This is a genomic window from Duganella sp. CF402 (genome assembly GCF_900109645.1).
Lineage (GTDB): Bacteria > Pseudomonadota > Gammaproteobacteria > Burkholderiales > Burkholderiaceae_D > Rugamonas.
This window is the reverse complement of sequence record NZ_FOBG01000001.1, coordinates 39,517-63,557: the sequence shown is the minus strand read 5'-3', so window position 1 is coordinate 63,557 and position 24,041 is coordinate 39,517. Positions and strand designations below refer to the sequence as shown.

General features: G+C 64.6%; 18 protein-coding genes. 11 read left to right on the top strand and 7 right to left on the bottom strand.

The window, feature by feature from the left end; translation table 11 throughout:
• Positions 1–5 precede the first annotated feature (5 nt).
• Entirely contained in the window at positions 6–791 is a 786-nt protein-coding gene (locus BMZ70_RS00260) for a transporter (RefSeq protein WP_092268580.1), read from the bottom strand.
• Positions 792–1,029: 238 nt separating this feature from the next.
• Here BMZ70_RS00260 and BMZ70_RS00255 point away from each other — a divergent pair, with 238 nt between their 5' ends.
• From BMZ70_RS00255 to BMZ70_RS00230, 6 genes are read left to right on the top strand one after another with little or no spacing between them, the layout of a single operon-like run.
• Complete coding sequence (locus BMZ70_RS00255) at positions 1,030–2,277, top strand: efflux RND transporter periplasmic adaptor subunit (protein ID WP_092268578.1); 1,248 nt, start codon at positions 1,030–1,032, stop codon at positions 2,275–2,277.
• Between the two features lie 15 nt (positions 2,278–2,292).
• A complete protein-coding gene (locus BMZ70_RS00250; protein WP_092268576.1) occupies positions 2,293–2,955 on the top strand; it encodes an ABC transporter ATP-binding protein in 663 nt (220 codons plus the stop codon).
• Positions 2,956–2,964: 9 nt separating this feature from the next.
• Positions 2,965–4,203, top strand: a complete 1,239-nt coding sequence (locus tag BMZ70_RS00245) for an ABC transporter permease (protein ID WP_092268573.1) — start codon at positions 2,965–2,967, stop codon at positions 4,201–4,203.
• On the top strand, positions 4,203–5,399 hold the full coding sequence (locus BMZ70_RS00240) for an ABC transporter permease (protein WP_092268571.1): 1,197 nt from the start codon (positions 4,203–4,205) through the stop codon (positions 5,397–5,399). The genes BMZ70_RS00245 and BMZ70_RS00240 overlap by 1 nt, the downstream gene beginning before the upstream one ends.
• Before the next feature lie 3 nt (positions 5,400–5,402).
• Positions 5,403–6,797 (top strand): sigma-54-dependent transcriptional regulator, encoded by a 1,395-nt coding sequence (locus BMZ70_RS00235; RefSeq protein ID WP_092268569.1) that lies wholly within the window; start codon positions 5,403–5,405, stop codon positions 6,795–6,797.
• Positions 6,794–8,128, top strand: a complete 1,335-nt coding sequence (locus tag BMZ70_RS00230; protein ID WP_092268567.1) for a sensor histidine kinase — start codon at positions 6,794–6,796, stop codon at positions 8,126–8,128. Before BMZ70_RS00235 ends, BMZ70_RS00230 begins: the two co-directional genes overlap by 4 nt.
• On the opposite strand, the gene BMZ70_RS00225 is transcribed toward BMZ70_RS00230, so the two are convergent.
• Positions 8,074–9,735, bottom strand: a complete 1,662-nt coding sequence (locus tag BMZ70_RS00225) for a methyl-accepting chemotaxis protein (RefSeq protein ID WP_092277341.1) — start codon at positions 9,733–9,735, stop codon at positions 8,074–8,076. The two genes, BMZ70_RS00230 and BMZ70_RS00225, sit on opposite strands and share 55 nt — an antisense overlap.
• A 212-nt stretch (positions 9,736–9,947) precedes the next feature.
• Here BMZ70_RS00225 and BMZ70_RS00220 point away from each other — a divergent pair, with 212 nt between their 5' ends.
• Both BMZ70_RS00220 and BMZ70_RS00215 read left to right on the top strand, forming a co-directional pair.
• Positions 9,948–11,348: an L-cystine transporter gene (locus BMZ70_RS00220; RefSeq protein WP_092268565.1), complete on the top strand. Its 1,401-nt coding sequence runs from the start codon at positions 9,948–9,950 to the stop codon at positions 11,346–11,348.
• Positions 11,349–11,408: 60 nt separating this feature from the next.
• Complete coding sequence (locus BMZ70_RS00215; RefSeq protein WP_165403552.1) at positions 11,409–12,446, top strand: DUF4351 domain-containing protein; 1,038 nt, start codon at positions 11,409–11,411, stop codon at positions 12,444–12,446.
• 45 nt (positions 12,447–12,491) lie between these two features.
• On the opposite strand, the gene BMZ70_RS00210 is transcribed toward BMZ70_RS00215, so the two are convergent.
• The 4 genes from BMZ70_RS00210 to BMZ70_RS00195 all read right to left on the bottom strand — a co-directional run bounded on the left by BMZ70_RS00210 (position 12,492) and on the right by BMZ70_RS00195 (position 19,145).
• Positions 12,492–13,913 carry an OmpP1/FadL family transporter gene (locus tag BMZ70_RS00210; protein ID WP_092268561.1) on the bottom strand — a complete coding sequence of 474 codons (1,422 nt, stop codon included), beginning with the start codon at positions 13,911–13,913 and terminating at the stop codon, positions 12,492–12,494.
• 162 nt (positions 13,914–14,075) lie between these two features.
• Positions 14,076–17,318: an efflux RND transporter permease subunit gene (locus BMZ70_RS00205; protein WP_092268559.1), complete on the bottom strand. Its 3,243-nt coding sequence runs from the start codon at positions 17,316–17,318 to the stop codon at positions 14,076–14,078.
• A 15-nt stretch (positions 17,319–17,333) separates the two neighbouring features.
• Positions 17,334–18,509 (bottom strand): efflux RND transporter periplasmic adaptor subunit, encoded by a 1,176-nt coding sequence (locus BMZ70_RS00200; protein WP_092268551.1) that lies wholly within the window; start codon positions 18,507–18,509, stop codon positions 17,334–17,336.
• A 201-nt stretch (positions 18,510–18,710) separates the two neighbouring features.
• Positions 18,711–19,145 (bottom strand): divergent PAP2 family protein, encoded by a 435-nt coding sequence (locus tag BMZ70_RS00195; protein WP_092268549.1) that lies wholly within the window; start codon positions 19,143–19,145, stop codon positions 18,711–18,713.
• 109 nt (positions 19,146–19,254) lie between these two features.
• On the opposite strand from BMZ70_RS00195, the gene BMZ70_RS00190 reads away from it, so the two are divergent.
• Genes BMZ70_RS00190 through BMZ70_RS00180 form a run of 3 tightly spaced genes read left to right on the top strand, consistent with a single transcriptional unit; the run spans position 19,255 to position 21,725 of the window.
• On the top strand, positions 19,255–20,313 hold the full coding sequence (locus BMZ70_RS00190; protein ID WP_092268547.1) for a DUF475 domain-containing protein: 1,059 nt from the start codon (positions 19,255–19,257) through the stop codon (positions 20,311–20,313).
• 34 nt (positions 20,314–20,347) lie between these two features.
• Complete coding sequence (locus BMZ70_RS00185; protein ID WP_092268545.1) at positions 20,348–20,719, top strand: hypothetical protein; 372 nt, start codon at positions 20,348–20,350, stop codon at positions 20,717–20,719.
• Positions 20,720–20,771: 52 nt separating this feature from the next.
• On the top strand, positions 20,772–21,725 hold the full coding sequence (locus BMZ70_RS00180) for a hypothetical protein (protein WP_229205228.1): 954 nt from the start codon (positions 20,772–20,774) through the stop codon (positions 21,723–21,725).
• Between the two features lie 6 nt (positions 21,726–21,731).
• Here the strand turns inward: BMZ70_RS00180 and BMZ70_RS00175 are convergent, their stop codons facing one another.
• A complete protein-coding gene (locus tag BMZ70_RS00175) occupies positions 21,732–24,008 on the bottom strand; it encodes a hypothetical protein (RefSeq protein WP_229205227.1) in 2,277 nt (758 codons plus the stop codon).
• Between the last annotated feature and the right edge of the window lie 33 nt (positions 24,009–24,041).

The following is a 24,041-nucleotide window of genomic DNA, read 5'->3' as shown; positions in this document are numbered from 1 at the left end:
CCTGGCTAGAATTTGATGGAGAGGCCGACGGTCCAGCTCCAGTCCGGGGTGTTCCGGTTCAGTCCGCGCGACAAGGCGGTGTCGACCTGCACGGTATCGGTCAGCAAGTAGGCGCCGCCGATATCGAAGGTGCTGAGCGAGCCGCCGTTGCGGCCGCTGGCGATCTGCGGCGCCGAATATTCGATAAAGGTACGGCAGCGCTCGCTCCACTCCTTGCCCAGCACGATACCGAAAATACCGCTGGTGTAGCGCTCGCCATTGTCGTTGCGCTGCCAGGCCACGCCGGGCATCACGCCCAGCCCGAAATCATTGGGCAACTCCCATTCGGCGGCCAGGCGCAGCGAGCCGCCCTTGCCGGGCGCGCGGAACGAGCCGCTGCCGCTGTCGAGGTCCACATGGGCCAGCACGCCCAGCGAGGGCCGCATGCCTTGCTCGTCCGCCACATGCCACTTCACGCCCAGCGAGACATCGGCATAGCCGTTTTCCGACTGGCGCTTGCCGGTGGCAAGATCATCGGTCACCAGCCGCATGCGGCCGTCGGTTTCGATGCGCGCTTCCAGCGTGTCGCTGAGGCCGAAGCGCAGCAGGGTCGGGGTGGAATAGGTCCGCTCGCGCACGCCGTTGGCCTTGTTGCGCTCGAGCGCGAAGCTGGTTTCGATCTGAAATCGCCCTTCGCCGACCACATTGCTGGATTCAACGAAATCGGGGCGGTCGGTGACGATCTGGTCCTTCTCGTCGGCGGCGTGGGCCAGCAATGGCAGACCCAGCAAGGCAATCCATAGACGCGGCATGCTTCCTCCACTTCATGATGCGCAATGGACATCACCCTAACACATTGGTACAAATCAATTGTTGGTAAATTCCTACAGCTCAGCTACACCCTCATGAGCAAGCGCCTGCGCTAGCGGTCCAGTGTCCGGTTCCGGACGGTGGTGCGCGGAGACGGGCAAGCCACCCCGCCACAGCGGATCTTAAGTCTTTGATTTATCAGACTTAGCTACTTGGCACGGGGCTTGCACTAGCGGTGGCATGGATACAACGATCAGCCCTCACATCATTGCCCGCCGGCGCCGCAAGACGGTCATGGCGTTGGCCGCCCTCTTGGCCACAATCAGCCTCACTGCCTGGGCCATCAATCGCGCCGTCACGCCCAGCGTCGACGCAAACGGCGTCAGCATTGCAACCGTGCGCGTCGGGCAGATTGCCAATACCATCAACGCCTCCGGCATCGTGATTCCGGTGCACGAGGAACTCGTGTCGAGCCCGGTCCAGACGCGCGTGGCCAAGGTGCACGCCAAGCTGGGCCAGCAAGTGCAGGCCAACGAGCTGCTGCTCGAGCTCGACAACCGCACGATCCAGCTCGCCATCGACAGCCTCAAGGAACAACTGGCGCAGCAGGAAAACCGCATCCTCGCGCTGACCCTGGAGATGGAGCAGAAACGCAAGCAACTGGTCAGCGCCATTGAACTGCTGGAGCTGGACCTGCAAGCCAACCGCGTCAAGCTGGGCCGGTACCAGACGCTGCGCAAGGCCGGCGGCGTCTCGGCCGAGGATTTGCTGACCGCCGAACTCAACGTCCAGCGCACCGAGATCCAGCTGCGCCAGCACCGCGAGCAAATCGCGGATGGCAAGCGCGTCACCAACAGCAATATCGAAGGCGCGCGCCTGCAGAAAAGCATCGTGCAAAAGCAGTTGCAGGAGCAGCAGCAATTGCTGGCGCAAACCCAGGTGCGCGCGCCGTTCGCCGGCATGCTGACCTGGCTGCTGGCCGATGAAGGCGCCAGCGTCGGCACCGGCCAGCTGGTGGCCAAGGTCTCCGAACTGAACAACTACAAGGTGGAAGCCTCGCTGTCCGACTTCCACGCGCGCGCGCTCGGCGCCGGCCAGCAGGTGCTGGTCGAGCAAGGCAACGTCAAGCTCAAGGGCGAGGTGCAAACCGTGCTGCCGGAAATCCAGAACGGCACCGTCAAGCTGCTGGTGACGCTGGCCGAGCCGCACCACAGCATGCTGCGCAATAAGCTGCGGGTGGAGGTCAACATCATCACCGAGCAGAAACAGCACACCCTGCTGGCCGACAACGGCCCCGCCTTCAACGGCCGCGGCCCGCAGGATATTTTCGTGGTGCGCAGCGGCGTCGCACGCAAGACCACGCTCAACATCGGCGCCAGCGACGGCAAGGCCGTCGAAATCCTGTCCGGCGCGCGCGCCGGCGACCAGCTCATCATCTCAGACACCAGCCGCTACAAGGACCGCGACAGCGTCCGCGTGGCCCAATAACAAAGGGAGAACACAATGATCCGCCTGAACAAAGTCAGCAAGACCTACCAGACCGACAAGGTCGAAACGCTCGCGCTCAAGGACATCGACCTGCATGTCGAGAAATCCGAGTTCGTCAGCATCATGGGCCCGAGCGGGTGCGGCAAGAGCACCCTGCTCAACCTGATCGGCCTGCTCGACGAGCCGGGCGCCGGCTCCATCCACGTCGGCGGCGCGCCGGTGGCGTCGTACAAGGACAAGCATGTGGCCAGGCTGCGCAACAACACCTTCGGCTTCATCTTCCAGAGCTTCCACCTGATTAACGACTTGCGCGTGATCGACAACGTCGAGCTGCCGCTGTTGTACCGCGACCTCTCAGCCAAGAAGCGCCAGCGGCTGGCGCGCGAGGCGCTGGAAAAAGTCGGCCTCGGCGCCCGCATGGACCACTACCCGAACCAGCTGTCCGGCGGCCAGCAGCAGCGCGTGGCGATCGCGCGCGCCATCGTCGGCCAGCCGCAAGTGCTGCTGGCCGACGAGCCAACCGGCAACCTCGACAGCAAGATGGGCCAGGAAGTGATGGACATCCTGCTCAAGCTGCACAGCGAGGGCACCACCATCGTGATGGTCACGCACAACGAGCAGGAGGCGAAACTAGCCACCCGCATCGTGCGCGTGTTCGACGGCCAGCTGGTCGCTTAAGGAGCGCGCATGTTCAGAAACTATCTGCTGACAGCATGGAAAGTCTTCATGCGCCGCAAGCTGTTCACCGCCATCAACCTGCTGTGCATCGTGCTGACGCTGGTGGTGCTGATGGTGGTCACCGCGCTGCTGCAAAACACCTTTTATCCGAGCGGCGTGGAAGGCAAGAGCGATCGCTTCGTGCAAATGATCATGATCGAGTCGAGCCACACAGGCAAGGGCGGGCAGCGGCGCGGCACGCTCGGCTACAAGCTGATCGACCAATACCTGAAGCCGCTCAAGCATGCCGAACTGGTGTCGGCCAGCACCTTCCCGCAAACGATAGCGGTGTATCAGCAGGATCGCGTCAGCAACCTGAACCTACGCTATACCGACGCCGAATACTGGAAGATCCTTGACTTCACCGTGCTGCAAGGCCGCCTCTACAACGACGAGGACGTCGCGCAGGGCCGCATGGCAGCCGTGCTTAACCAGTCCACCGCGCGCCAGCTATTCCCCGGCCAGACCTGGCTCGGTCAGAAGTTCAGCGCCGGCGGCCAGGTGTTCACCGTGATCGGCGTGGTGCGCGATGAAATGCACGTCAACGCCTTTTCCGATATCTGGGTGCCGGTCACCTCGCAGCCATCGAGCGACTACAAGAGCCAGATCTTCGGCGGCTTCATGGCCATGATGATGGCGCATTCGCCGGAAGAACTGCCTGCGCTGAAAATGGAAATCATGGCGGTAGCCAAGACCGTGCAGTACGACGACCCGAATCTCTTCAACGTCACCCGCATGTGGGGTGACTCCAAGCTGGCCCTGTTTGCGCGTACCCTGCTCAGCGACAAGACCGAGGAAGGCGGCGCCGGCACACTGCTGGCCGGCATCGTCACGCTGATGCTGCTGTTCATGGCCCTGCCCGCGCTCAACCTGGTCAACCTCAACGTCGGCCGCATCATGGAGCGCAGCAGCGAGATCGGCGTGCGCAAGGCCTTCGGCGCCACCAGCCGCCAGTTGGTGGGGCAGCTGGTGATGGAAAACGTGCTGCTGTGCCTGATCGGCGGCGCGGCCGGGCTGCTGCTGGCCGCAGGCGTGCTGTGGTGGCTGGAAGGCTCCGGGCTCATCCCCTACCTGCAAGTGCACCTCAACCTCGCCGTGTTCGGCTACGGTTTGTTGATTACGCTGGTGTTTGGCCTGCTGTCGGGCGTGATCCCGGCCTGGAAAATGTCGCGACTGGCTCCGGTCCATGCGCTGAAAGGAAACGCATAATGCTGCGCCATCTGTTAAAACTGATCTGGAAACGCAAGGCCCGCAACCTGATGCTGAGCCTGGAAATCCTGCTGGCCTTCCTGGTGGTGTTTGCGATTGCCGCCTTCGGCCTGCGCTACTGGCAGCTGTACCAGATGCCAATCGGCCACGGCTGGCAAAACCAGTGGTCGGTCAGCATCCGCTCCGCCAAGGAGATGCCCAACGACGCCGCCATTTACGACAGCTTCAAGCGCGGCCTGCTCGACTTGCCGGAAGTGGAGTCGGTGGCCTTCGCCTCGTTCGGGACCTATGAAATGTCGCGCTGGACCGAGGACTACACCCTGCCCGACGGCAGCAACAAGCTGACCATCGACGGCATGGGCGTGACCGACGACTATTTCAAGACGATGGACATGACGCTCACGGCCGGCCGCTTTTTCTCCCGGCAGGACGACGGCGCCGACGCCGCGCCGACCATCATCAACCAGCGTCTGGCCGACCGCTACTTCCCCGGCAAGAATCCCATCGGCCAGATTATCGTGGTGGCGAACGAGGACAAGAACAAGCGCTGGCGCTACCGCGTGACCGGCGTGGTGGCCCACTTCCGCTCGCATGGCGAATTCATGGACCCGGTGTACTTCATGCTGCCGCGCTTCATCCCCGGGGTCGGCAAGGAGGCGGCGTACAACATCGTGCTCAAGCTGAAGCCGGGCACGCCGCGCATCTTTGAAACCAAACTCAACGCCAAGCTCAAGCAAATCCGCAATGACTGGAACTACATCATCACGCCGCAGAGCGAGGCGCGCGCTTCCATGCTGCAAACCCAGCTGATCCCACTGATGATCCTGTCCGTGCTCGCCGCCTTCCTGCTGGTGATGGTGGCGTTCGGCCTGTTCGGCGTGCTGTGGCAGAACACCACCCAGCGCATCCCGGAAATCGGCCTGCGCCGCGCGCTCGGCGCCGACGCCGGCAGCATCTACCGCCAGATCATCGCCGAGCAGATGCTGCTCAGCAGCGGCGCCATGCTGGTGGCGCTGGTGCTGCTGATCCAGCTGCCGCTGACCGGCGTGTTCGGCGACAGCCTGAACTGGCCGCTGTTCATCGCCGCACTGGTGCTATCGGCCGGTGTGATCTATCTGCTATCCTTGCTGTGTTCGCTCTACCCCGGCTGGCGCGCCGCGCGCCTGAGCCCGACCCAAGCGCTGCACTACGAATAAACAATGGACTCAACCCGCAAGCAACGCATTTTAATTGTCGACGACGACAGCGCGGTGCAGGTGTCGCTGGCCCTGCTGCTCAAGCAGTCGGGCTACGACGCGCTGTGCGCCGACGGCCCGGAGCAGGCGCTGGCCCTGCTGCAGCAGCATGCCATCGACCTGGTGCTGCAGGACATGAACTTCTCGCTGCACACCAGCGGCGAGGAAGGCTTGCAGCTGCTGGCCGGCATCCGCGCCGCCCAGCCGTCGCTGCCGGTGCTGCTGATGACGGCCTGGGGCTCGATCGCGCTGGCGGTGCGCGGCATGCAGGCCGGCGCCGCCAACTTCTTCACCAAGCCGTGGGACAACACCCAGCTGGCCGAACTGGTGCGCACCACGCTGGAGGCCGCCGCGCCGGCGCCGGCCGGCGCCGCCTCGCGCCAGGCGCTCGATGCGCAGTTCGATTTCAGCGCCATCGTCGGCGAGCATCCGCGCCTGCTGAAAGTGCTGGCCACCATCGGCCAGGTCGCCAACACGCGCGCGCCGGTGCTGATCCTCGGCGAAAGCGGCTGCGGCAAGGAGCTGGTGGCCGACGCCATCCACCGCAACAGCGCGCGCGCCGGCCACGCCATCGTCAAGATCAATATGGGCGCGATCACGCCGACGCTGTTTGAAAGCGAGATGTTCGGCCACGTGCGCGGCGCCTTCACCGACGCCAAGAGCGACCGCAAGGGCCACGTCGCCTGCGCGCACGAGGGCACGCTGTTCCTCGATGAAATCGGCGAATTGAATCGCTCGGACCAGGTCAAGCTGCTGCGCGTGCTGCAGGACCAGACTTACCAGCCGGTCGGCGCCAGCCGCAGCGAGAAGGCCGATGTGCGGGTGGTGTCGGCCACCAACCGCGAGCTGGCGGAACTGGTCGCCAGCGGCGAGTTCCGTGAAGACCTGTTCTATCGCCTCAACCTGATCACCATCCGCCTGCCGCCGCTGCGCGAGCGGCGCAGCGATATCCCGCTGCTGGCGCGCCACATCATCGGTGAAGTGGCGGCCAGCTACGGCTTGCCGCCGGCCACCCTCACGCCGCAGGCGCTGGAATGGCTGAGCGCACAGCCGTGGCCGGGCAATATCCGCCAGCTCAAGCAAACGCTGGAGCGCACCTTGCTGCTGGTGGGCGGCAGCGAATTTCGGCAGGCCGACTTTGTCGCCGTCGAGCAGCACGAGCATGGCGGCGCAGCGGGCGGTCAACGCCTCGGTGTCGACGGCATGACACTGGAGCAGGTCGAGCGCCACATGATCGTGCACGCGCTGGACCAGCACCAGGGCAATATCTCGCGCGTGGCCAAGACCTTGGGCCTGAGCCGCACCGCGCTGTACCGCCGCCTCGAACGCCACGGCCTCGGCGGCGCCGAGCAGCCATGAGCTTGCGACAGCAGCTGTACGCCTATCTGGCCGCGGCGCACGCGCTGTTCTTTGCGCTGACGGTGCTGCTGTTGCGCGACCAGCCGATGCTGATGCTGGCGCTGGAAGCGGTGCTGCTGCTGAGCCTGGCCTTGGGCTTGCGGCTGGCGCGCCGCGCGCTGGAACCGCTCGGCTACACGCGCCATTTCCACGACCTGCTGCAAGACCAGCACTACGCCGCCCGCCTGCAGCACAGCAGCGACAGCGAGCTCAATGAACTGGTCCAGCTGTTCAACACCATGCTCGGCAAGCTGTATCAGGAGCGCCTGCAGATCGGCGAACAGCAAGGCTTCCTCGACCGCCTGCTGGAGGCGACGCCCAGCGCGGTGATCGTGTTCGATTTCGACGGGCGCATCAGCCTGCTGAACGCCAGCGCGCAGGCCCTGCGCGGCCTGGCCGACGCGCGCGGCAAGACCCTGTCCGCCTGCGCTGCTGGGCTTGGCGAGCAGCACAGCCACAGCCTGCCGGCCCAGCTCGACGCGCTGCCGCTCGGCGAGTCCCAACTGCTGGCCGACGCCGATGGCCGCCGCTACCGTGGCCAGCGCGGCCAGTTCTACGATCGCGGCTTCGCCCGCCACTTCCTGCTGGTGGAGGAACTGACCGAGGAACTGGAAAGCTCGGAACGCGCGACTTATGAAAAGCTGATCCGCGTGCTGGCGCACGAAGTCAACAACACTGTGGCCGCCACCGGTTCGGTGCTCGATTCCCTGCTCTACTACCGCAGCCAGTTGGCCGAGCGCGACAGCGAAGACTTCAGCACCGCCATCCTCGCGGTGCAGCGCCGCAACGCCAGCCTGGGGGAGTTCATCGAGCGCTTCACGCGGGTGGTGAAGATGCCGGCGCCGGAGCTGCGTCCCGCCGCCGTGCGCGACATCATGGACGACATTCTCTACCTGTACCGCGAGCAGTGCCGCAGCCGCGGCATCAGCATCGCCTGGGAGCGTTGCGACGAGGTGCCGGCCATTCTCATGGACCGGCAGTTGATGGAGCAGGCGCTGTTGAACGTGGTGAAGAATGCGATGGAAGCGGTGGAAATGCGCGCCGGCGCCGACAAGCGCATCGCCTTCGAACTGGCGCGCGAGGACGGCGGCGTGCGGCTATCGGTGATCGACAGCGGCGACCTGCTGGGCGACGTGCCGGCGCACCAGCTGTTCACCCCTTTCTTCACCACCAAGAAAGGCGGCCAGGGCATCGGCCTGCTGTTCGTGCGCGAAGTGCTGAACCGGCACGGCTTCCCTTACCGGCTGGCCGCCACCGGCAAGCGCACCACCGCTTTCGATATCTGGCTGTGAGGCCGGCCCGGCCCGCCGGATGATCGTTGCATCGGCACCGGCGTTGCGCCAAGCGGCGCGTCCGCCATGCCGTCCAGGCGGAACACGCTGACCACGCGCTCGAGGTTGGCCGCCTGGTTCTGCATGGCCTCGGCCGCCGCAGCGGCCTCCTCCACCAGCGCGGCATTCTGCTGCGTCACCGTGTCCATCTCGCTGACGGCCTGGTTGATCTGCTCGATGCCGGCGCTCTGCTCGTCGCCGGCGGTGGAAATCTCGGCCATGATGTCGGTCACGCGCTGCACGCTGGCCACTACCTCGTCCATCGTCTGGCCGGCCTGCTCGACCAGTTTGCTGCCGATCTCCACCTTCTCCACCGAGGTGCCGATCAGTTCCTTGATTTCCTTGGCGGCCGAGGCCGAACGCTGCGCCAGCGTGCGCACCTCCGACGCCACCACCGCGAAGCCACGCCCCTGCTCGCCGGCACGGGCCGCCTCCACCGCCGCATTCAGCGCCAGGATATTGGTCTGGAAGGCGATGCCGTCGATCACCGAAATGATGTCGACAATCTTGCGCGAGGACTCATTGATCGCGCCCATCGTATCGACCACCTGCGACACCACCGCGCCGCCCTGCTGCGCCACCGCCGAGGCCGACTGCGCCAGCTGATTGGCCTGGCGCGCGTTGTCGTTGTTGGCGCGCACCGCGCTGGTCAGCTCTTCCATCGAGGAGGCGGTTTCTTCCAGCGAGCTGGCTTGCTGCTCGGTACGCGAAGACAGGTCCTGGTTGCCGCTGGCGATCTGGCTCGAGGCCGAGGCGATGGTCTCGGTGCCGGTGCGCACCTCGGCCACGATGCGGGCCAGCGCGTCGCGCATCATCTTCATGGCGTGCAGCATGCTGTGGCTGTCGTTGCTGTGGGTATCCACCACCACCGTCAGGTCGCCCGAGGCGATGCGGCCGGCAATCGCGGCGGCGTAGTCCGGTTCGCCGCCGAGCTGGCGCAGCAGGCCGCGCGCAATGATGGTCGCCGCCACCGCGCCGACCACGATGGCCACGCCGCTCAGCACCAGCATCAGCAGCCGCGCGCGCTGGTAGGCGGCGCTGGCGGCGCTGGCGGCGCTCTCGTTGTTTTCCTTCTGCAGCGCCGCGTATTCATCCATCACGTCCTGCCAGCTTTGGGTCAGCGGGCCGGCCTGCTTCATCAGCACCTCGGTGGCTTCCTCATCCTTGTTGGCCAGCGCCAGCTCGAACACCCTGTCGTTCAGTGGGCGCGTGAGCTTGGCCTGGGCGGCGATGCGCTCGCGGATTTCCACGCCCTTGGGCGTGGCCGGCAGCTTGGCCAATTCGTCCACCGCATGGTTGTAGACGGCGCGCGCCTTGGCGGATTTTTCCATTTCGCGCCGGATCGCCGCTTCATCGCTGAGCAGCACCACGCTGCGCGTCACCCGCGCCACGATGTGCACCGATTCCGACATCTCGCTCACCATCTGCGTCTTGACGGCGTTTTCGTTGACGATGCGTTCCAGCTGGGCATGGATCGTGCTCATGTTAAACACCCCCAGCACGGAGACCAGCATCAACAACGCCAACACCAGTCCAAAGCCCAGGCTCAGCCGGGTGCCTACTTTCATGGTAGCCATGCCACTACTCCTTGCAGGTGGGAAGTCTGAGCATTGTAGCGCCCGAAAACTTCACAGAGTTTCACAAATTTCCACACCGAAATAACTTACAACACTTTCTATATGCGAAATTAGCATGCCTATATAGCCAAATATTCGAATAACCGTCTAAGAGGACAGATAAAATGCACGATTCGCTTCAGAGATGTAGTAAAGGATAAGCCATGACGATCAATGTGATTCTCAACCTGCTGGCGGCGCTGGCCCTGCTGGGCCTGCTGTATGCGCAACAACGCAAGCATGCGTCCTTTTCGGTGCGCGTATTCACCGGCATGGGGCTGGGCGTGCTGCTGGGTGCGGTGCTGCAGGCGATCTACGGCGCCGGGTCGGCCGAGGTGAAGACCACCGGCGACTATCTCGACATCGTCGGCAGCGGCTACGTCAAGCTGCTGCAAATGATCGTGATGCCGCTGATTATGGTGTCCATCATTTCGGCCATCCTGAAACTGAAAGGCATCAATTCGCTGGGCAAGATCAGCGCCGTGACCATCGGCACGCTGATGGTGACCACGCTGGTGGCGGCCAGCATCGGCATCCTGATGGCCAAGGCCTTCAGCCTGACGGCGGTCGGCCTGACCGCCTCGGCCGCCGACATCGCGCGCGGCATCTACCTGCAAGGCAAGGTGGAAGCGGCGCAGGCGATTTCGCTGCCGAGCATGCTGCTGAGCTTCATCCCGGCCAATCCCTTCCTCGACATGACCGGCGGGCGCAAGACCTCCACCATCGCGGTGGTGATCTTCTCGGTGTTCATCGGCATCGCCGCCACCGGCATCCATGACAAGAAGCCGGACATCTTCGCCTCGTTCGAGCGCTTCGTGCAGGTGGCGCACGCCATCGTGATGCGCATCGTGACGCTGGTGTTGCGCCTGACGCCGTACGGCGTGTTCGCGCTGATGGCGCAAGTGGTGTCGAGCTCCAGCTACACCGACATCCTGCACCTGATCGACTTCGTGCTGGCCTCGTACAGCGCGCTGCTGCTGATGTTTGGCGTGCACCTGCTGATCGTCAGCGGCCTGGGCCTGAATCCGCTGCGCTGGACCCAGAAGATCCTGCCGCTGCTGACCTTTGCCTTCACCTCGCGCAGCAGCGCCGGCGCCATCCCGATGAGCGTGCAGACCCAGACCACGCGCCTGGGCACGCCGGAAGGCATCGCCAACTTTGCCGCCTCGTTTGGCGCCACCATCGGCCAGAACGGCTGCGCCGGCATCTACCCGGCCATGCTGGCGGTGATGATCGCGCCGACGGTGGGCGTGGATCCGTTCACGCTGGGCTTTATCGCGCCGCTGCTGGCCATCATCACGATCGGTTCGGTGGGCGTGGCCGGCGTCGGCGGCGGCGCCACCTTTGCGGCGCTGATCGTGCTGTCGTCGATGAATTTGCCGGTGGCGCTGGCCGGCCTGCTGATTTCGATCGAACCACTGATCGACATGGGCCGTACCGCGCTCAACGTCAGCGGCTCGGTGACCGCCGGCGCCGTCGCCAGCCGCGTGCTCGGCGAAACCGACCACGCCATTTTCAACAGCGACGCCGAACCGCCGCTCGACAGCGAACGCAAGGCCGCATAAAAAAGCTTTGCTTTGCAGTTTGTCATGAGGCATGCCCCAGTCTGGCTGCAGACTGGGCAAATGCCCAATACCGCCCCGCCCGCCCGTTATGATCTGCCGTGGAAAGCCGCGCTATCGCATGCTTTCCGCCCCTTCCTCGATTTCTACTTCCCCGACACCAGCGCCCGCATCGATTGGCGCCAACGACCACGTTTTCGCGACAAGGAACTGGCCCGGTTCGGCTTCGGCGCCCCGGCCGGCATCATGGTGGCCGACAAGCTGGCCGAGGTGTGCCTGCGCGATAGTGACGGTCAGCGGGTGTTGATCCACATCGAAATCCAGGCACAGCGCGACGCCCGACTGGCTCGCCGCATGCACGACTACCATGAACGCATACGCGAGGCATACGGCTTGCCAGTCATTAGCTTGGCACTGCTTGCCGACGAACGTCCCCAGTGGCGTCCGAGCAGCTTCCATGAGCAGCTGGACAGTACGGCGACGGAATTCTCTTTTGGCGTAGCCAAGCTACTCGATTACGCTACCGACATTCAAGCGCTGGAAGCCTCGCACAATCCATTTGGCTGGATTACGTTGGTCCATCTGCGTACGCAGCAGACTCATCACGATCCGGAGAAATGCTACGCAGCCAAGCTGCACTTGACCAAGCTAGTGTACCAACATCGATGGAGCGGCAAGCGCATAATCACCTTACTCAATGTGATCAACTGGATGATGACTTTGCCAGAGGTACACAACAGACGCTATCTAAAGGCTATATCCCGATGGGAAAAGGAGCACGAAATGAGACTGTACAACCAAGTGGAGCAAACCTTCATCGACAACGGCATGAGGAAGGGCTTCAAGAAAGGGATTGAGCAAGGGCTTGAGCAAGGCTTGGAGCAAGGCTTGGAGCAAGGGCTTGAGCAAGGACTTGAGCAAGGACTGGAACAAGGACGCAAGGAAGGCGCGGCCGCGCTACTGGAGCGGCAGCTCACGCAGCGTTTCGGGCCGTTGCCGCCAACTGCCCGCAAAAAGCTGGCCAAGGCCAGCCGGGCTCAGGTGGAGGCATGGAGCGATGCGCTCGTCATGGCGCAATCGCTGAAGCAAATATTGGGATAAAAAAAGCCCGGCAACGGCCGGGCTTTCAGACTGTCAAATTCTTAATCAGAACTTGTAGTTGTAGGCGATGCCGATCAGCGACAGGTGGGTCTTGTACACGCCACGGGTGGTTTCGCCGTTGCCGGTGCAGGCGGTTGCGAGCGGGTTGCACTGGTTGGTGTAGTTGATCTTCGCGTCCTTGAAGTCCAGGAAGCTGTACGCCAGATCGATCGACGAACGTGGGCTCAGTTTCCAGTTGGCGCCGAAGGAGTACTGCATGCGGTCGCTGTCCGGCAGTGCTGGGTGGGTCAGCTCGGCGCTCTGCACTGGCGACTCGTCGTACGCCACGCCGGCGCGCAGGGTCAGGTTTTCGTTGTAGGCGTAGTTGCCGCCCAGCGAAACGCGCACGGTGTTTTTCCACTGCTGGCGGATCACTTCATCGCCTTCGCCGGTGCCCGGGAATTCGATGTGCAGGTCGCCCATGCGGTTGTGGCGCGAGAAGGTCACGTCCGCCATGCCGGCCCACTTCGAATCGAACTGGTGGAACACGTTGGCCGACAGGGTTTCCGGCGTACGCAGGCGCACCAGCGCGGCCGAGTTGACCTTGTGCGACGCCGCTGCCAGCACCTTGTTGACGATCGGGTCGGTGGTCACTTGCGAGAAGTCCCACACGGTGCTGCCCTTCAGCTGGTGCGAGATCGACGAGCGATATGCCAGGCCGAAGCGGGTGTTCTCATCCAGCGTGAACAGGTAGCCCAGGTTGAAGCCCCAGCCCCAGTCCTGGCCGTCGTTCGAACCGTGGGCGTCGCCCGCAGTCTTCAGCAGCGCAGGATTGCCGCCCAGGGCAGCGATCTGCTTGATCAGCGCCGCGCCTTGCGCAGCGCCGGCGCCGCTCGACAGCGCGGCGATCGAACCCGGCACGTCCACTGCCTGGCCCAGTTCGGCCTTCATGTGCTCGGCGTCGATGCCGAAGCCGAAGGCGTGGTGCTGGTTCAGCTTCCACGATACCGACGGGTTCAGGGTGATGGCTTCCAGCTTGATGTTGGACAGCGCGTAGCGGCCGTTCCAGTTGTTGCCGTAGTCCAGCTTGGCGCCGTACGGTACGAACAGGCCCAGGCCCACGGCCCACTGGTCGTTCAGCTTCTTGCTGACGTACAGCGACGGTGCAGCCACTGCATCCGGTGCATAGCCATCGGCTGCGGTGCCGCCGGTCGGCGCGCCGGTGAAGTGGGTCGAGCCGGTGTCTTTGTAGGTCGAGTGCGGCACCACCACGGTGGCGCCGACGCTGATCTGCGTGCCGTCCAGGCGCGACAGGCCGGCCGGGTTGTAGAAGATGGTCGATGCGTCGTTGGCTTCGGCGCCGTTGGCGTCCGCCGTGCCTTGGCCGGCCACGCTCTGCGAACCGAAACGGTAACCCGACGCTTGCGCGCCGACGGACATGGCGCTCAGGGCGGCCGCAACAATCAGGGGGAGATATTTGTGCTGCATGGAAGTCTCACTTTTTGAATGGTTTTATTGGGTCCCATAGCCGAAACGGTACGGGAAGGCCAGCAGCATACACCAAAAACCAGTAAACCGAGCGAACGCTCTGCATTTCATTAATAAAAAAAGGGCCCGAAGGCCCTTTCTCGTGCTTAATCAAAAATACTTTTAAGCAACCTTGCGTTCATCTTCCACCGGTTCGGCCGGCGGCGGCGCGCTCGGGCCGCCACGGCCGGTCAGCTTGTACACCGCCTTCATCACCATGCGGAACAGGAAGCGCACAAACACCAGCGTCAGCAGCGCCTCGACCAGCGTCACCAGCAGGGCCGGCGCGGCCGACCAGCGGCTGGCGCGGCGGCCGAACTTGGCCAGCATGCGGTCCTTGCTGATCTCGATGCTGTCGTAGAAGGTCGGCACCATCAGCAGGGTCAGCAGCGTGGAGGTGATGGTGCCGCCAATGATGGCGATCGCCATCGGACGGTAGAACTCGCCGCCCTCGCCCAGGCCGATGGCCACCGGCAGCATGCCGGCGATCAGCGCAAAGGTGGTCATCAGGATCGGACGCAGGCGCATGCGGCCGGCGTACATCAGCGCGTCCTCGCGGCCAAAGCCCTCTTCCTCGCGCTTGCGCGCCGCATCCAGCAGCAGGATGGCGTTCTTGGCGACCAGGCCCATCAGCATGATCACGCCGATCAGGCTCATCAGGTTGATGGTGCTATTGGTCAGCAGCAGGCCGATCACCACGCCGATCAGCGACAGCGGCAGCGACAGCATCACCGCGATCGGCGCCGTGAAGGAACCGAACTGCATCACCAGGATCAAATACATCAGGCCGATACCGGCGATCAGGGCGATGCCCATCGCGCCGAACACTTCCTGCATGTCCTTGCCGGCGCCGCCCAGCGCCAGGCCGTAGCCCGGCGGGAAGTCGATGTCCTTGACCAGTTTCATGGCGTCGGTGGTGACTTCGCCCGGCGAGCGGCCTTCGACGTTGGCGCTGACCGAGATCACGCGCTTGCCGTCCTTGTGCTTGATGGTGGACGGGCCCTTGCCCATCGTCACGCGGGCGATCTGGTCCAGCGGCACCATCTGGCTGGTGCCGGAGACGGCGATCGGCAGGCGCTCGATGTTCTCGGCGCTGGTGCGGTCTTCCGGCGCCAGGCGCACCGCGACGTCGCGCGACTCGCCGGTCGGGTCGACCCAGTCGCCCACCTCGATGCCGGCAAACGCTACCCGCAGCGCTTGCGCAGCGTCGCCGGCGGCGATGCCCATCGAGTTGGCCAGGCCACGGTTCAGTTCGATCTGCAGCTCGTCCTTCGGATCCATCTCCGACAGGCCGACGTCGACCGCGCCCGGCACCTTGCGCAGGCGGTCCATGAAGGCGTTGGTGATTTCCATCAGCTTGCGCGAATCGGTGCCGGTGAATTCGATCTGCACCGGCTTGCGGGCGCCGTTGCTCAGGTCGTCCAGCACGGTGTACTCGGCGCCGACCAGGCCGGCCAGCTTCTCGCGCAACTCCTTGGCGACCTCGACTGCACCGCGCTCGCGCTCGGTTTTCTTGCCGATGTCCACGTAGATGCGGCCGCCGCTGAGGTTGACGTAGCTATTGGTTTCCTTGGTTTCCTTGATCGAACGGGCGATCACGGCGGCCTTTTCCAGTTTCAGGCGCGAGTACTCCAGCGAGCTCGACGACGGGGTCCGCACGTCGATCGCGATGGTGCCCCAGTCCGAGGCCGGCACGAAGCTGGCGCCACCGAACTTGCCTTGCAGGACCAGCGCGCCGACAAAGGTCGCCACCGCGATCACGGCCATCGAACGGCGGTGGTGCAGCGCCCACTCGATCACGTTGCCGTAGCGGTCGGCCTGATGGTCGAACCAGACGTTGAATTTGGCGAAGTACTTCTCCAGGCCCTTGCGCGGTGCGTCGTGGTGGCCCGGCGGGTCGCCCCAGAAGGCCGACAGCATCGGGTCCAGCGTGAACGAGATCAGCAGCGACACCGCCACCGAGCAGGTCACGGTCAGCGCGAATGGACGGAACCACTCGCCGGTGATGCCCTGCATGAAGGCCACCGGAATGAACACCGCCATGATCGAGAAGGTGGTCGCGGCCACCGCCATGCCGATCTCGGCCGTGCCTTGCAGCGCGGCAGTGCGGCGGTCGGCGCCCATCTGCATGTGGCGCACGATGTTTTCACGCACCACGATGGCATCGTCGATCAGCACGCCGATCGCCAGCGACAGGCCGAGCAGCGTCATGAAGTTCAGCGTGAAGCCGCACAGCCAGACACCGATGAAGGCCGCCAGCACCGAGGTCGGCAGCGACAGCGCGGTGATCAGGGTCGAACGCCACGAGTTCAGGAAGGCGTACACCACGAAGATGGTCAGGCCGGCGCCGAACACCAGCGCGTGGATCACGTTGTCCAGGCTGCTTTCGGCGTTTTCGCCGTCATCCTGGGTGATCTCCAGCTTGGTGCCGGGCTGCATTTCCTTCTGCATTTCCTCGGCCATCGCCTTGATTTTGCGGGCCACGGTCACGGTCGAGGCGTCGCGCGAGCGGGTCACCGAAATGCCGACGTTCGGTTTGCCGGAGCGCACGCTCAGGCTATTGGTTTCGGCAAAGCCGTCCTGGATGGTGGCCACTTGCGACAGGCGCACCAGCTCGTTGCCGTTGCGCTTGACCACCACTTGCTGGAACTCTTCCGGACGCTCGATGCGGCCAACCAGGCGGATGCTCTTTTCATCGAGCTCGCCGCGCACCTTGCCGACCGGGGCGTTGGTGTTCTGGTTGCGCAGCGCGTTGACCACGTCGCCGACCGAGACGTTGTACTCGCGCAGTTTTTCCGCCTTCAGCAACACGCTCAGCTCGCGCTTGAGCGAGCCGTCGATATTCACCGAGGCGACGCCGTCGATGCCGCGGAAGCGGTCGGCCAGCTTGTCCTCGGCCAGGCGCGAGATCTCGGCGTGGCTCTGGGTGTTGGACGACAGCGCCATCTGCATCACCGGCTGCGCCGACGGATCGATGCGCTGCAGGATAGGTTCGCGCATCTCGATCGGCAGCTTGTAGCGCACCGCCGCGATGGCGTTGCGGATCTCGTCCGAGGCCTCGATCAGGTTCTTGTTGAAGCTGAACTTGATGAAGATGCTGGCATAGCCTTCCGAGGACGTGCTATTCAGCTCGGTCACGCCGGTAATCGATTGCAGCGATTTTTCCAGGCGGTTGACGATCTCGCGCTCGACCGTCTCCGGCGAGGCGCCCGGATACGGGATGTTGACCACGATGAACGGAACTTCGACGTCCGGGTTCTGGTTGACGCGCAGCTTGTTGAGCGCCATCAGGCCGAGGCACATCATCGCAACGATCAGGACGATCGTGGCGATGGGCCGCTTGATACTAAAATCCGATAAGAACATGGCTGGGCCTCCTGATTATTTTTCTGCAACCTGGCCGACCGAAGCCGACGCCGAGGCCACGGCTTTTGGCGCCGTCAGCGCCACTTTCTGGCCATCCTTGAAGCCGGACGCCGGCACGCGCACCACCATGTCGCCGGCTTGCAGGCCGCTCAGCACTTGCCAGCGACCGCTGCGCTCGTCACGGGTGCCGATGGTCAGCGGCACCTTGGCCAGCTGGCCGCCCTTGACGCGCCAGACATAGTTATTGTCGCCAGCCTGCACCACCGCCGACGGCGGCACCATCAGCGAAGAGGTGGTCTGGGCTTCGATGCGGCCTTCGGCGTACAGGCCGGCCACGCCCGGACGGGTGGCGTCGGCGAAGTCGACCAGCACTTCCACCTGGCGGGTGACAGCGTTTGCAGACGGGTCCACGCGCTTGATCTTGCCGTTGAAATTCTGGCCCTGGTAGCCGTTCACGCGGAACAGCACCGGCTGCCCCACCTTCAGCACGCCCACCTTGTCGGCCGAGACCATGCCTTCAAAGCGCATGCTGGCCGGGTCGATCACCTTGATCAGCTCCTTGCCGACCTGGGCGGTGTCGCCGTTCGATACCTTGCGGTCGCTGACGATGCCGTCGAACGGCGCGCGCACCACGGTGCGGGTCAGCTGCTGGCGCGCCGCCACCGAGCGCGAACGGGCTGCCGCCAGGTCGCTCTGGGCGTTGTTGCGGCGTACTTCGGCGTCTTCCATCGCGGTGGTCGAGACCATGCCGGAGGCCAGCAGGGTTTTCTGGCGCTCGTACATGCGCTGGGTCTGGGCCAGGGTCTGTTCGGCGGCGCGCAAGGCCTCGTCGGCCGAGGTCAGGCTGTCGCGGATCGCGGTTTCGTCCAGGCGCAACAGGATGTCGCCTTTTTTGACCGACTCGCCGTTCTCTTTAAGTACCTGAACTACAACCGCGCTGACTTCCGCGCGCAGGTCGGCGCGGCGTTCCGGCTGGATCGAGCCGGTAATGACCGGACCGGACGCCAGGGCGTTCGATTCGATGGTGATGGTGTCTTCCGGCGACATCTGCAATGTCACTTTCGGTTCGTCTTTACCTGCGGAAGCGGAGGCCGAGGCGCTGGCGGCGGCTTTTTCAGGCTCCTTGGCTGATTTGCCGCATGCGACCAGGGCAGAGGCAATGGCAAGAGCTAGAAGGGTTTTGCGCAACATAAAGTTCTCCAGAAAGTGGCACCTGCGGGGTGCTTTTAGAATGAGCCAGACTACAGGGCGCAGAGTATCCTTGACCAGCATTGTCAGGTCAATCACAGTGCGACGAACGGTAGAATTTGTGGCTGAAACGCCAAATACGGGGATGAACGGTAATGCAGGAATGTGCGGAACCGGACACTGTCCGGTTCCGGGCGGACAGTTTTAGCCGCGTCCGAACACGGCGTTGATGACGTGGCCGATGATGATGCCGGTGGTCAGGCCGCCGGCGATTTCCACCAAAGTATGGCCCATGCGTTCGCGCAGCCAGGTGTGGCCAGTACCTTGTCCTCCATCCTCTTTGGCGAGGCGGTTGATGGCGGCGGCCTGCTTGCCGACGTGCTGGCGCAGGCTGTTGGCGTCGATAATCACGATAAAGCACAGCGTGACGGCCACGCCGAAGGCGGGATGGCCGATGCCCTCGCGCAGCGCGATCAGGGTCGCCATGCTCGACACGACCGCGCTATGATTGCTCGGGAAGCCGCCGTTGCCGACCAGGTTGAAGGCCCATTTACGCGCCTTGGCGCTATTAATCAGGAATTTGATCGGGCCGACCGTGAGCCAGGTAATCAGCGGGGTAACGAGATAAGCGATGTCCATCGTGGCAGTCCTTTGCATTTTTGTGGCGACATTATGGCAGATGCCTCCCCAGCGGCGGAAGCAAGTATTATAAAATTCACCCTATTCCACAATTTCCATAAAGACAACGATGCAGCACTTCCGAATTTCCTTTGCCGTCACTTTCATCCTCATGGCGCTGGCTGGCTGGTGGGGCTACAACCACGGCGGCGCCAGCGGCCTGCTGCAGGCGCTGTGGATCACGGCGGTGCTGGGCATCATGGAGGTGTCGCTGTCGTTCGACAACGCCGTGGTCAACGCTTCGGTGCTGCGCCACTGGAATGAATTCTGGCGCAAGCTGTTCCTGACGGTCGGCATCGTGGTCGCGGTGTTTGGCATGCGGCTGGTGTTCCCGCTGCTGATCGTCTCGATGGCCACTGGCATGGGCTTGCTGGACGTGTGGCATATGGCCACCACCACCCCGGAGGAATACTCGCGCCACCTGACCGGCGCCCACGCCGAGGTGGCGGCCTTCGGCGGCGCCTTCCTGCTGCTGGTGTTCCTCAACTTCCTGTTCGACGACCAGAAGGAACTGCACTGGCTGGGCTGGATGGAGAAGAAACTGGGCCAGCACGGCACCGAAAGCCTGTCGGTGCTGCTGGCGCTGGCGGCGGTGTTCGGCTGCGTGTCGCTGGTCGGCGCGGAGGAGCAATACAAGGTGCTGACCGCCGGCGTGGTCGGCGTGATCGTCTATCTGGCGGTGGGCTGGATCAGCAGCCTGCTGGAAGAAGACGAGCCGGAAGACGAGGACGACACCACCGAGGCCGGCGTCGGCCAGGTGGTGGCGACGGTGGCCAAAGGCAGCTTCGGCGGCTTCCTCTACCTGGAAGTGCTGGACGCCTCGTTCAGCTTTGACGGCGTGATCGGCGCGTTCGCGATCACCTCGGACGTGGTCATCATCATGCTGGGGCTGGCGATCGGCGCCATGTTCGTGCGCTCGCTGACGGTGTTCCTGGTGCACAAGGGCACGCTGGACGAGTATGTCTATCTCGAGCACGGCGCCCACTATGCGATCGGCATCCTGGCCATCATCATGCTGGCCAGCGTGAAATACCACATTCCCGAGTGGTTCACCGGGCTGTCCGGGGTGGCGTTCATTGCGGTGTCGCTGTGGTCGTCGGTGCGCCACAAGCGGCTGGAAGCTGCGTGATAATATGCGTAACGTTGCTTAATCCAGAACCCCTATGACCACTTCCAAACGCATCCTGCTGTTCTTCTTCGGCCTGCTGGCGGCCGCCCTGCTGCTGCTGGCCGGCTACACCTGGGCCATGCTGCACATCTCGTATTCGGACGGCGAACGGGCCGGCTACCTGCAGAAATTCTCGTCGCGCGGCTGGGTCTGCAAGACCTGGGAAGGTGAAATCCTGCTGACCTCGATGCCGGGCGCGATCCCGGAGAAATTCGAATTCAGTGTGCGCGACGACAAAGTGGCGGCCGACCTGACCGCCGCCACCGGCAAGCGCGTGGTGCTGAGCTACGCCCAGCACAAGGGCGTGCCGAGCCAGTGCTTCGGCGAGACCGAATACTTCGTCACCAAGGTCACTATCCAACCGTAAGCGACAAAAGCTGATTTCCGGTAGACTCTGCTTTTTGCCGGAGACTCAGCTCATGCAACGCACTCTCATGGCCGCCCTGGCGCTGCTAGCGGGCGGCGCGGCGACGGCGCAGGAAGTGACCGCCTACGGCGGCGCCCTGCGCGTCCGCGAAGCCGATGAAATGACGTTCAGCGTCGGTGCCTCCTATTCCCATCCGTTGAGCGAGCATTTCGCGCTCAGCCTCAGCTACCTGAACGAAGGCCACCCGCTCGAGCATCACCGCGACGGCGTGGCCAGCCAGCTGTGGGTGCGCACCGGCTACAACAAGCCGGGCTGGAGCTTTGGCGCCGGCGCCGGCCGGTACTACTTCTTCGACACCACCGACCTGCACAGCCCGAGCGGCCGCCGCTACACCAACGACCACGGCTGGGCGACCATCGTCAGCCTGCAGGCGACCTATCATTATCCGGACAGCCGCTGGTACAACCAGGTGCAGATCAACCGCATCACGCCGGATAGCAAGGACGCCACCACTGCGCTGATGCTGGGCGTGGGCTACCAGTTCAACGGCGTCAAAGGCGACAAGCTGCACCTGGTCGACGCCACCACCGATGAATCGGTCAGCCTGATGGGCGGGCGCGGCATCCGCAACAGCCTGCGCTCCGAGGGTTCGACGATTGCGGCGCTCGAATACCGGCGCGCGGTGGGACGTTATGTGGACTGGACCGTCACCGCCATCGATGAGGGCAATGCGCCGCAGAGCAAGCGCAACGGCGTGGCCACGCAGCTGTGGCTGATCCGTTCGCTGAGCCAGAAGGTGGAGCTGGGCATGGGCGCGGGCTGGTATTTCAACGCCAAGGTGCCGGATGGGAACCAGGCGCGTTCGCACAAGGCGGGGCTGGTGAGCGTGGCCACCCGCTACCACCTGGACAAGCACGTGGTCGGCACGGTGAACTTCGGCCGCGTCGTCACCGACTACCACCGCGATGCCGACCTGCTGCTGGTCGGCATCGGCTACAGCTTCTAACGATTTTCAGCGGGCGCGCCAGACGGCCTTAGGTGCGGCGGCCTGTGCGGCGGCTGCCGCTTCCTTGCGGGCCCGGGCGTCGTCCAGCGTGGCGACCACGGTGCCGCTGTCCACTGCCAGCGCTTCTTCGGCGGCGACCTTGGCTTGCACCGAGGCCAGCACTTTCTGCGCTGCCGCCAGGCGGCGGGTTTCCAGTTCCAGCAATTTCTGCTTGGCGGCCGTCATGGCTGCCGTGGTGTCGGCCACTTTGCGCTGCATGGCGGCGTGCGCTTGCGCGGTTTCCATCAGGGCTTTCTGGGCGGCGGCCTTGTCGGCAACGGCTTGCGTGGCGGCCTGCTCGGCCAGCTCACGCTGGTGCATGGCTTCGGTTTCGGACTGGGCTTCCTCGGCACGCTGGCGGGCGCTGGCGGCAACCGCCTTCTCGGCTTCCAGGCGGCCGGCGATCGCTTGCGAGGCACGCACTTCCGAGGCGGTGGTGATGCGTTGCTGGGTCAGTTTCTGGTCGATCAGCGCCAGCGACTTGCGCTCGGCTTCGACGAATTCGCGTTCGGCCTGCAGCAGTTCTTCGGCCTTGGCGGCCTTCTCCTGCTCGACGCGGGCGCGCTCGGTGTGCACCGCGCCCAGTTCCACCGCCAGGCTGGCTTGCGCCGCCAGCGCCTGCGCGGCGATGGCTTTCTGTTCGGCTTCGGCCGACACTTGCACCGCCATCACGCGCGCCGCTTCGGCTTCCTGGTTGGCGGCGTCGGTCAGGCGCTGGTCGGCTTCGCGCTGCTGGCGCAGGGCTTCGGTTTGCGCGCGCTCGGCGGCGATGCGCTGCTGGGCCGCTTCGGTGGCGCGCTGTTCGGCGTCCAGTTTTTCTTTCAGCGACACGATGGCCTGCTGCTCGGCGGCGGCGCGCTCCTGCTCGGCTTGCAGCAGCACGGCCGCTTGTTCGGCGCGCTGTGCGGCCACGGCATTGGCGGCTTGCTGGGCTTCCACGAGCTGGGCCAGGGTGGCGATTTCGGCTTGCTCGGCGTCGTTCCGGCTGGCAGCCAGTTCGGCGGCGGCGTACGCCAGTGCGGCACGTTCGTCGGCCAGCGCGGCGGCGCGCTGCTGCTCGACGGCGTCCATGCGCGCCGCTTCGGCAGCGGCGTCATCGGCGGCCTTGCGCAGCTTGGCTTGTTGCAGTGCTTCGGCTTCGGCCTCCACTTTCGCCAGCGTGGCCATTTCGGCCTCCTCTTCCGCCTGCACGCGGGCTTGTGCGACGGCGCGCAACTGGCTGTCGACTTCGATGCGGGCTTCGGTAGCGCTGAGGATGCGGGCGTCGGCTTCGCGGCGCGCTTGGGCGGCGGCGGCGGCCACGGCTTCCATGCGCTCGCGCTGGATGGCGGCGTCGCGCAGTTCTTTTTCGGTTTGCAGGCGCAGGCGCAGCGATTGCGCGGCGCTGCGGTCGGATTCAGCCTTGGCCAGCGCGATCTGTTCGCGCTCCTGCTCCAGGTGGGCCAGCGCGCGGGCTTCTTCCAGCGCGCGCACTTCGGCGGAGGAGCGGTTGAAGGCCGCTTCCAGCGCGACCTGGTCAGCGATCTCGCGCTGCTTGGTCAGTTCCAGCGCTTCGGCTTCGGCTGCGGCCAGCTGCTGCGCGGTCTGGCGGGCGGTGGCGGCATGGCGCTCGCGCTCGCGCGCCAGGGTGGCGACACGGGCGTCGGCCGAGGCGATGCCGACCACCTCTTCCTTGGCGGCCTGCACGGCGGCGACGCGCTCGGCGGCCTGGCGGCGGGCTTGTTCGGTTTGCGCCTGCAGCTCGGCGGCGGCGCGCGAGGCTTGCTCGGCCAGTTCGGCCTCGGTGGCGATGTGTTCGTGGGCGCGCTTGCGGTTTTCTTCCTCGGCCCTGGCGCGTTCCTCGGCGGCTTTGCGGATCAGGTTATCGGATTCGGCACGGGCGCGCAGCTCGGCGGTTTCCTGCTTGACCGCGTCCAGCCGGGCCACGCTGGCCTGGGCGGCGGCGCGCATCGATTCCAGCCGTTCCTTGTTGGCGGCGATCGCTTCTTCCGCGGCCTGGGCGTTTTGCAGCGCCACGGCGGCGGCGGCGGCATCCATCGCGGCGCGATCCTCGGCCAGCGCGCGGGCGCGGGCTTCGGCATGGGCGCGGCTTTCGGCGGCGCAAGCGGCCTTGGCTTCAGCTTCCACCCGGGCGATCGCTTCGGTGATGGCTTTCATTTCCATCGCCGCACGCGGCATGGCGGCCGGTTCGTCCGCATCATGCAGCGAAACCATCGGGATCGGGAGCAGGTCGGTGTCGTTCATGAGAGTTCTCGCAGGTGGATTTCTGAGCTCTCA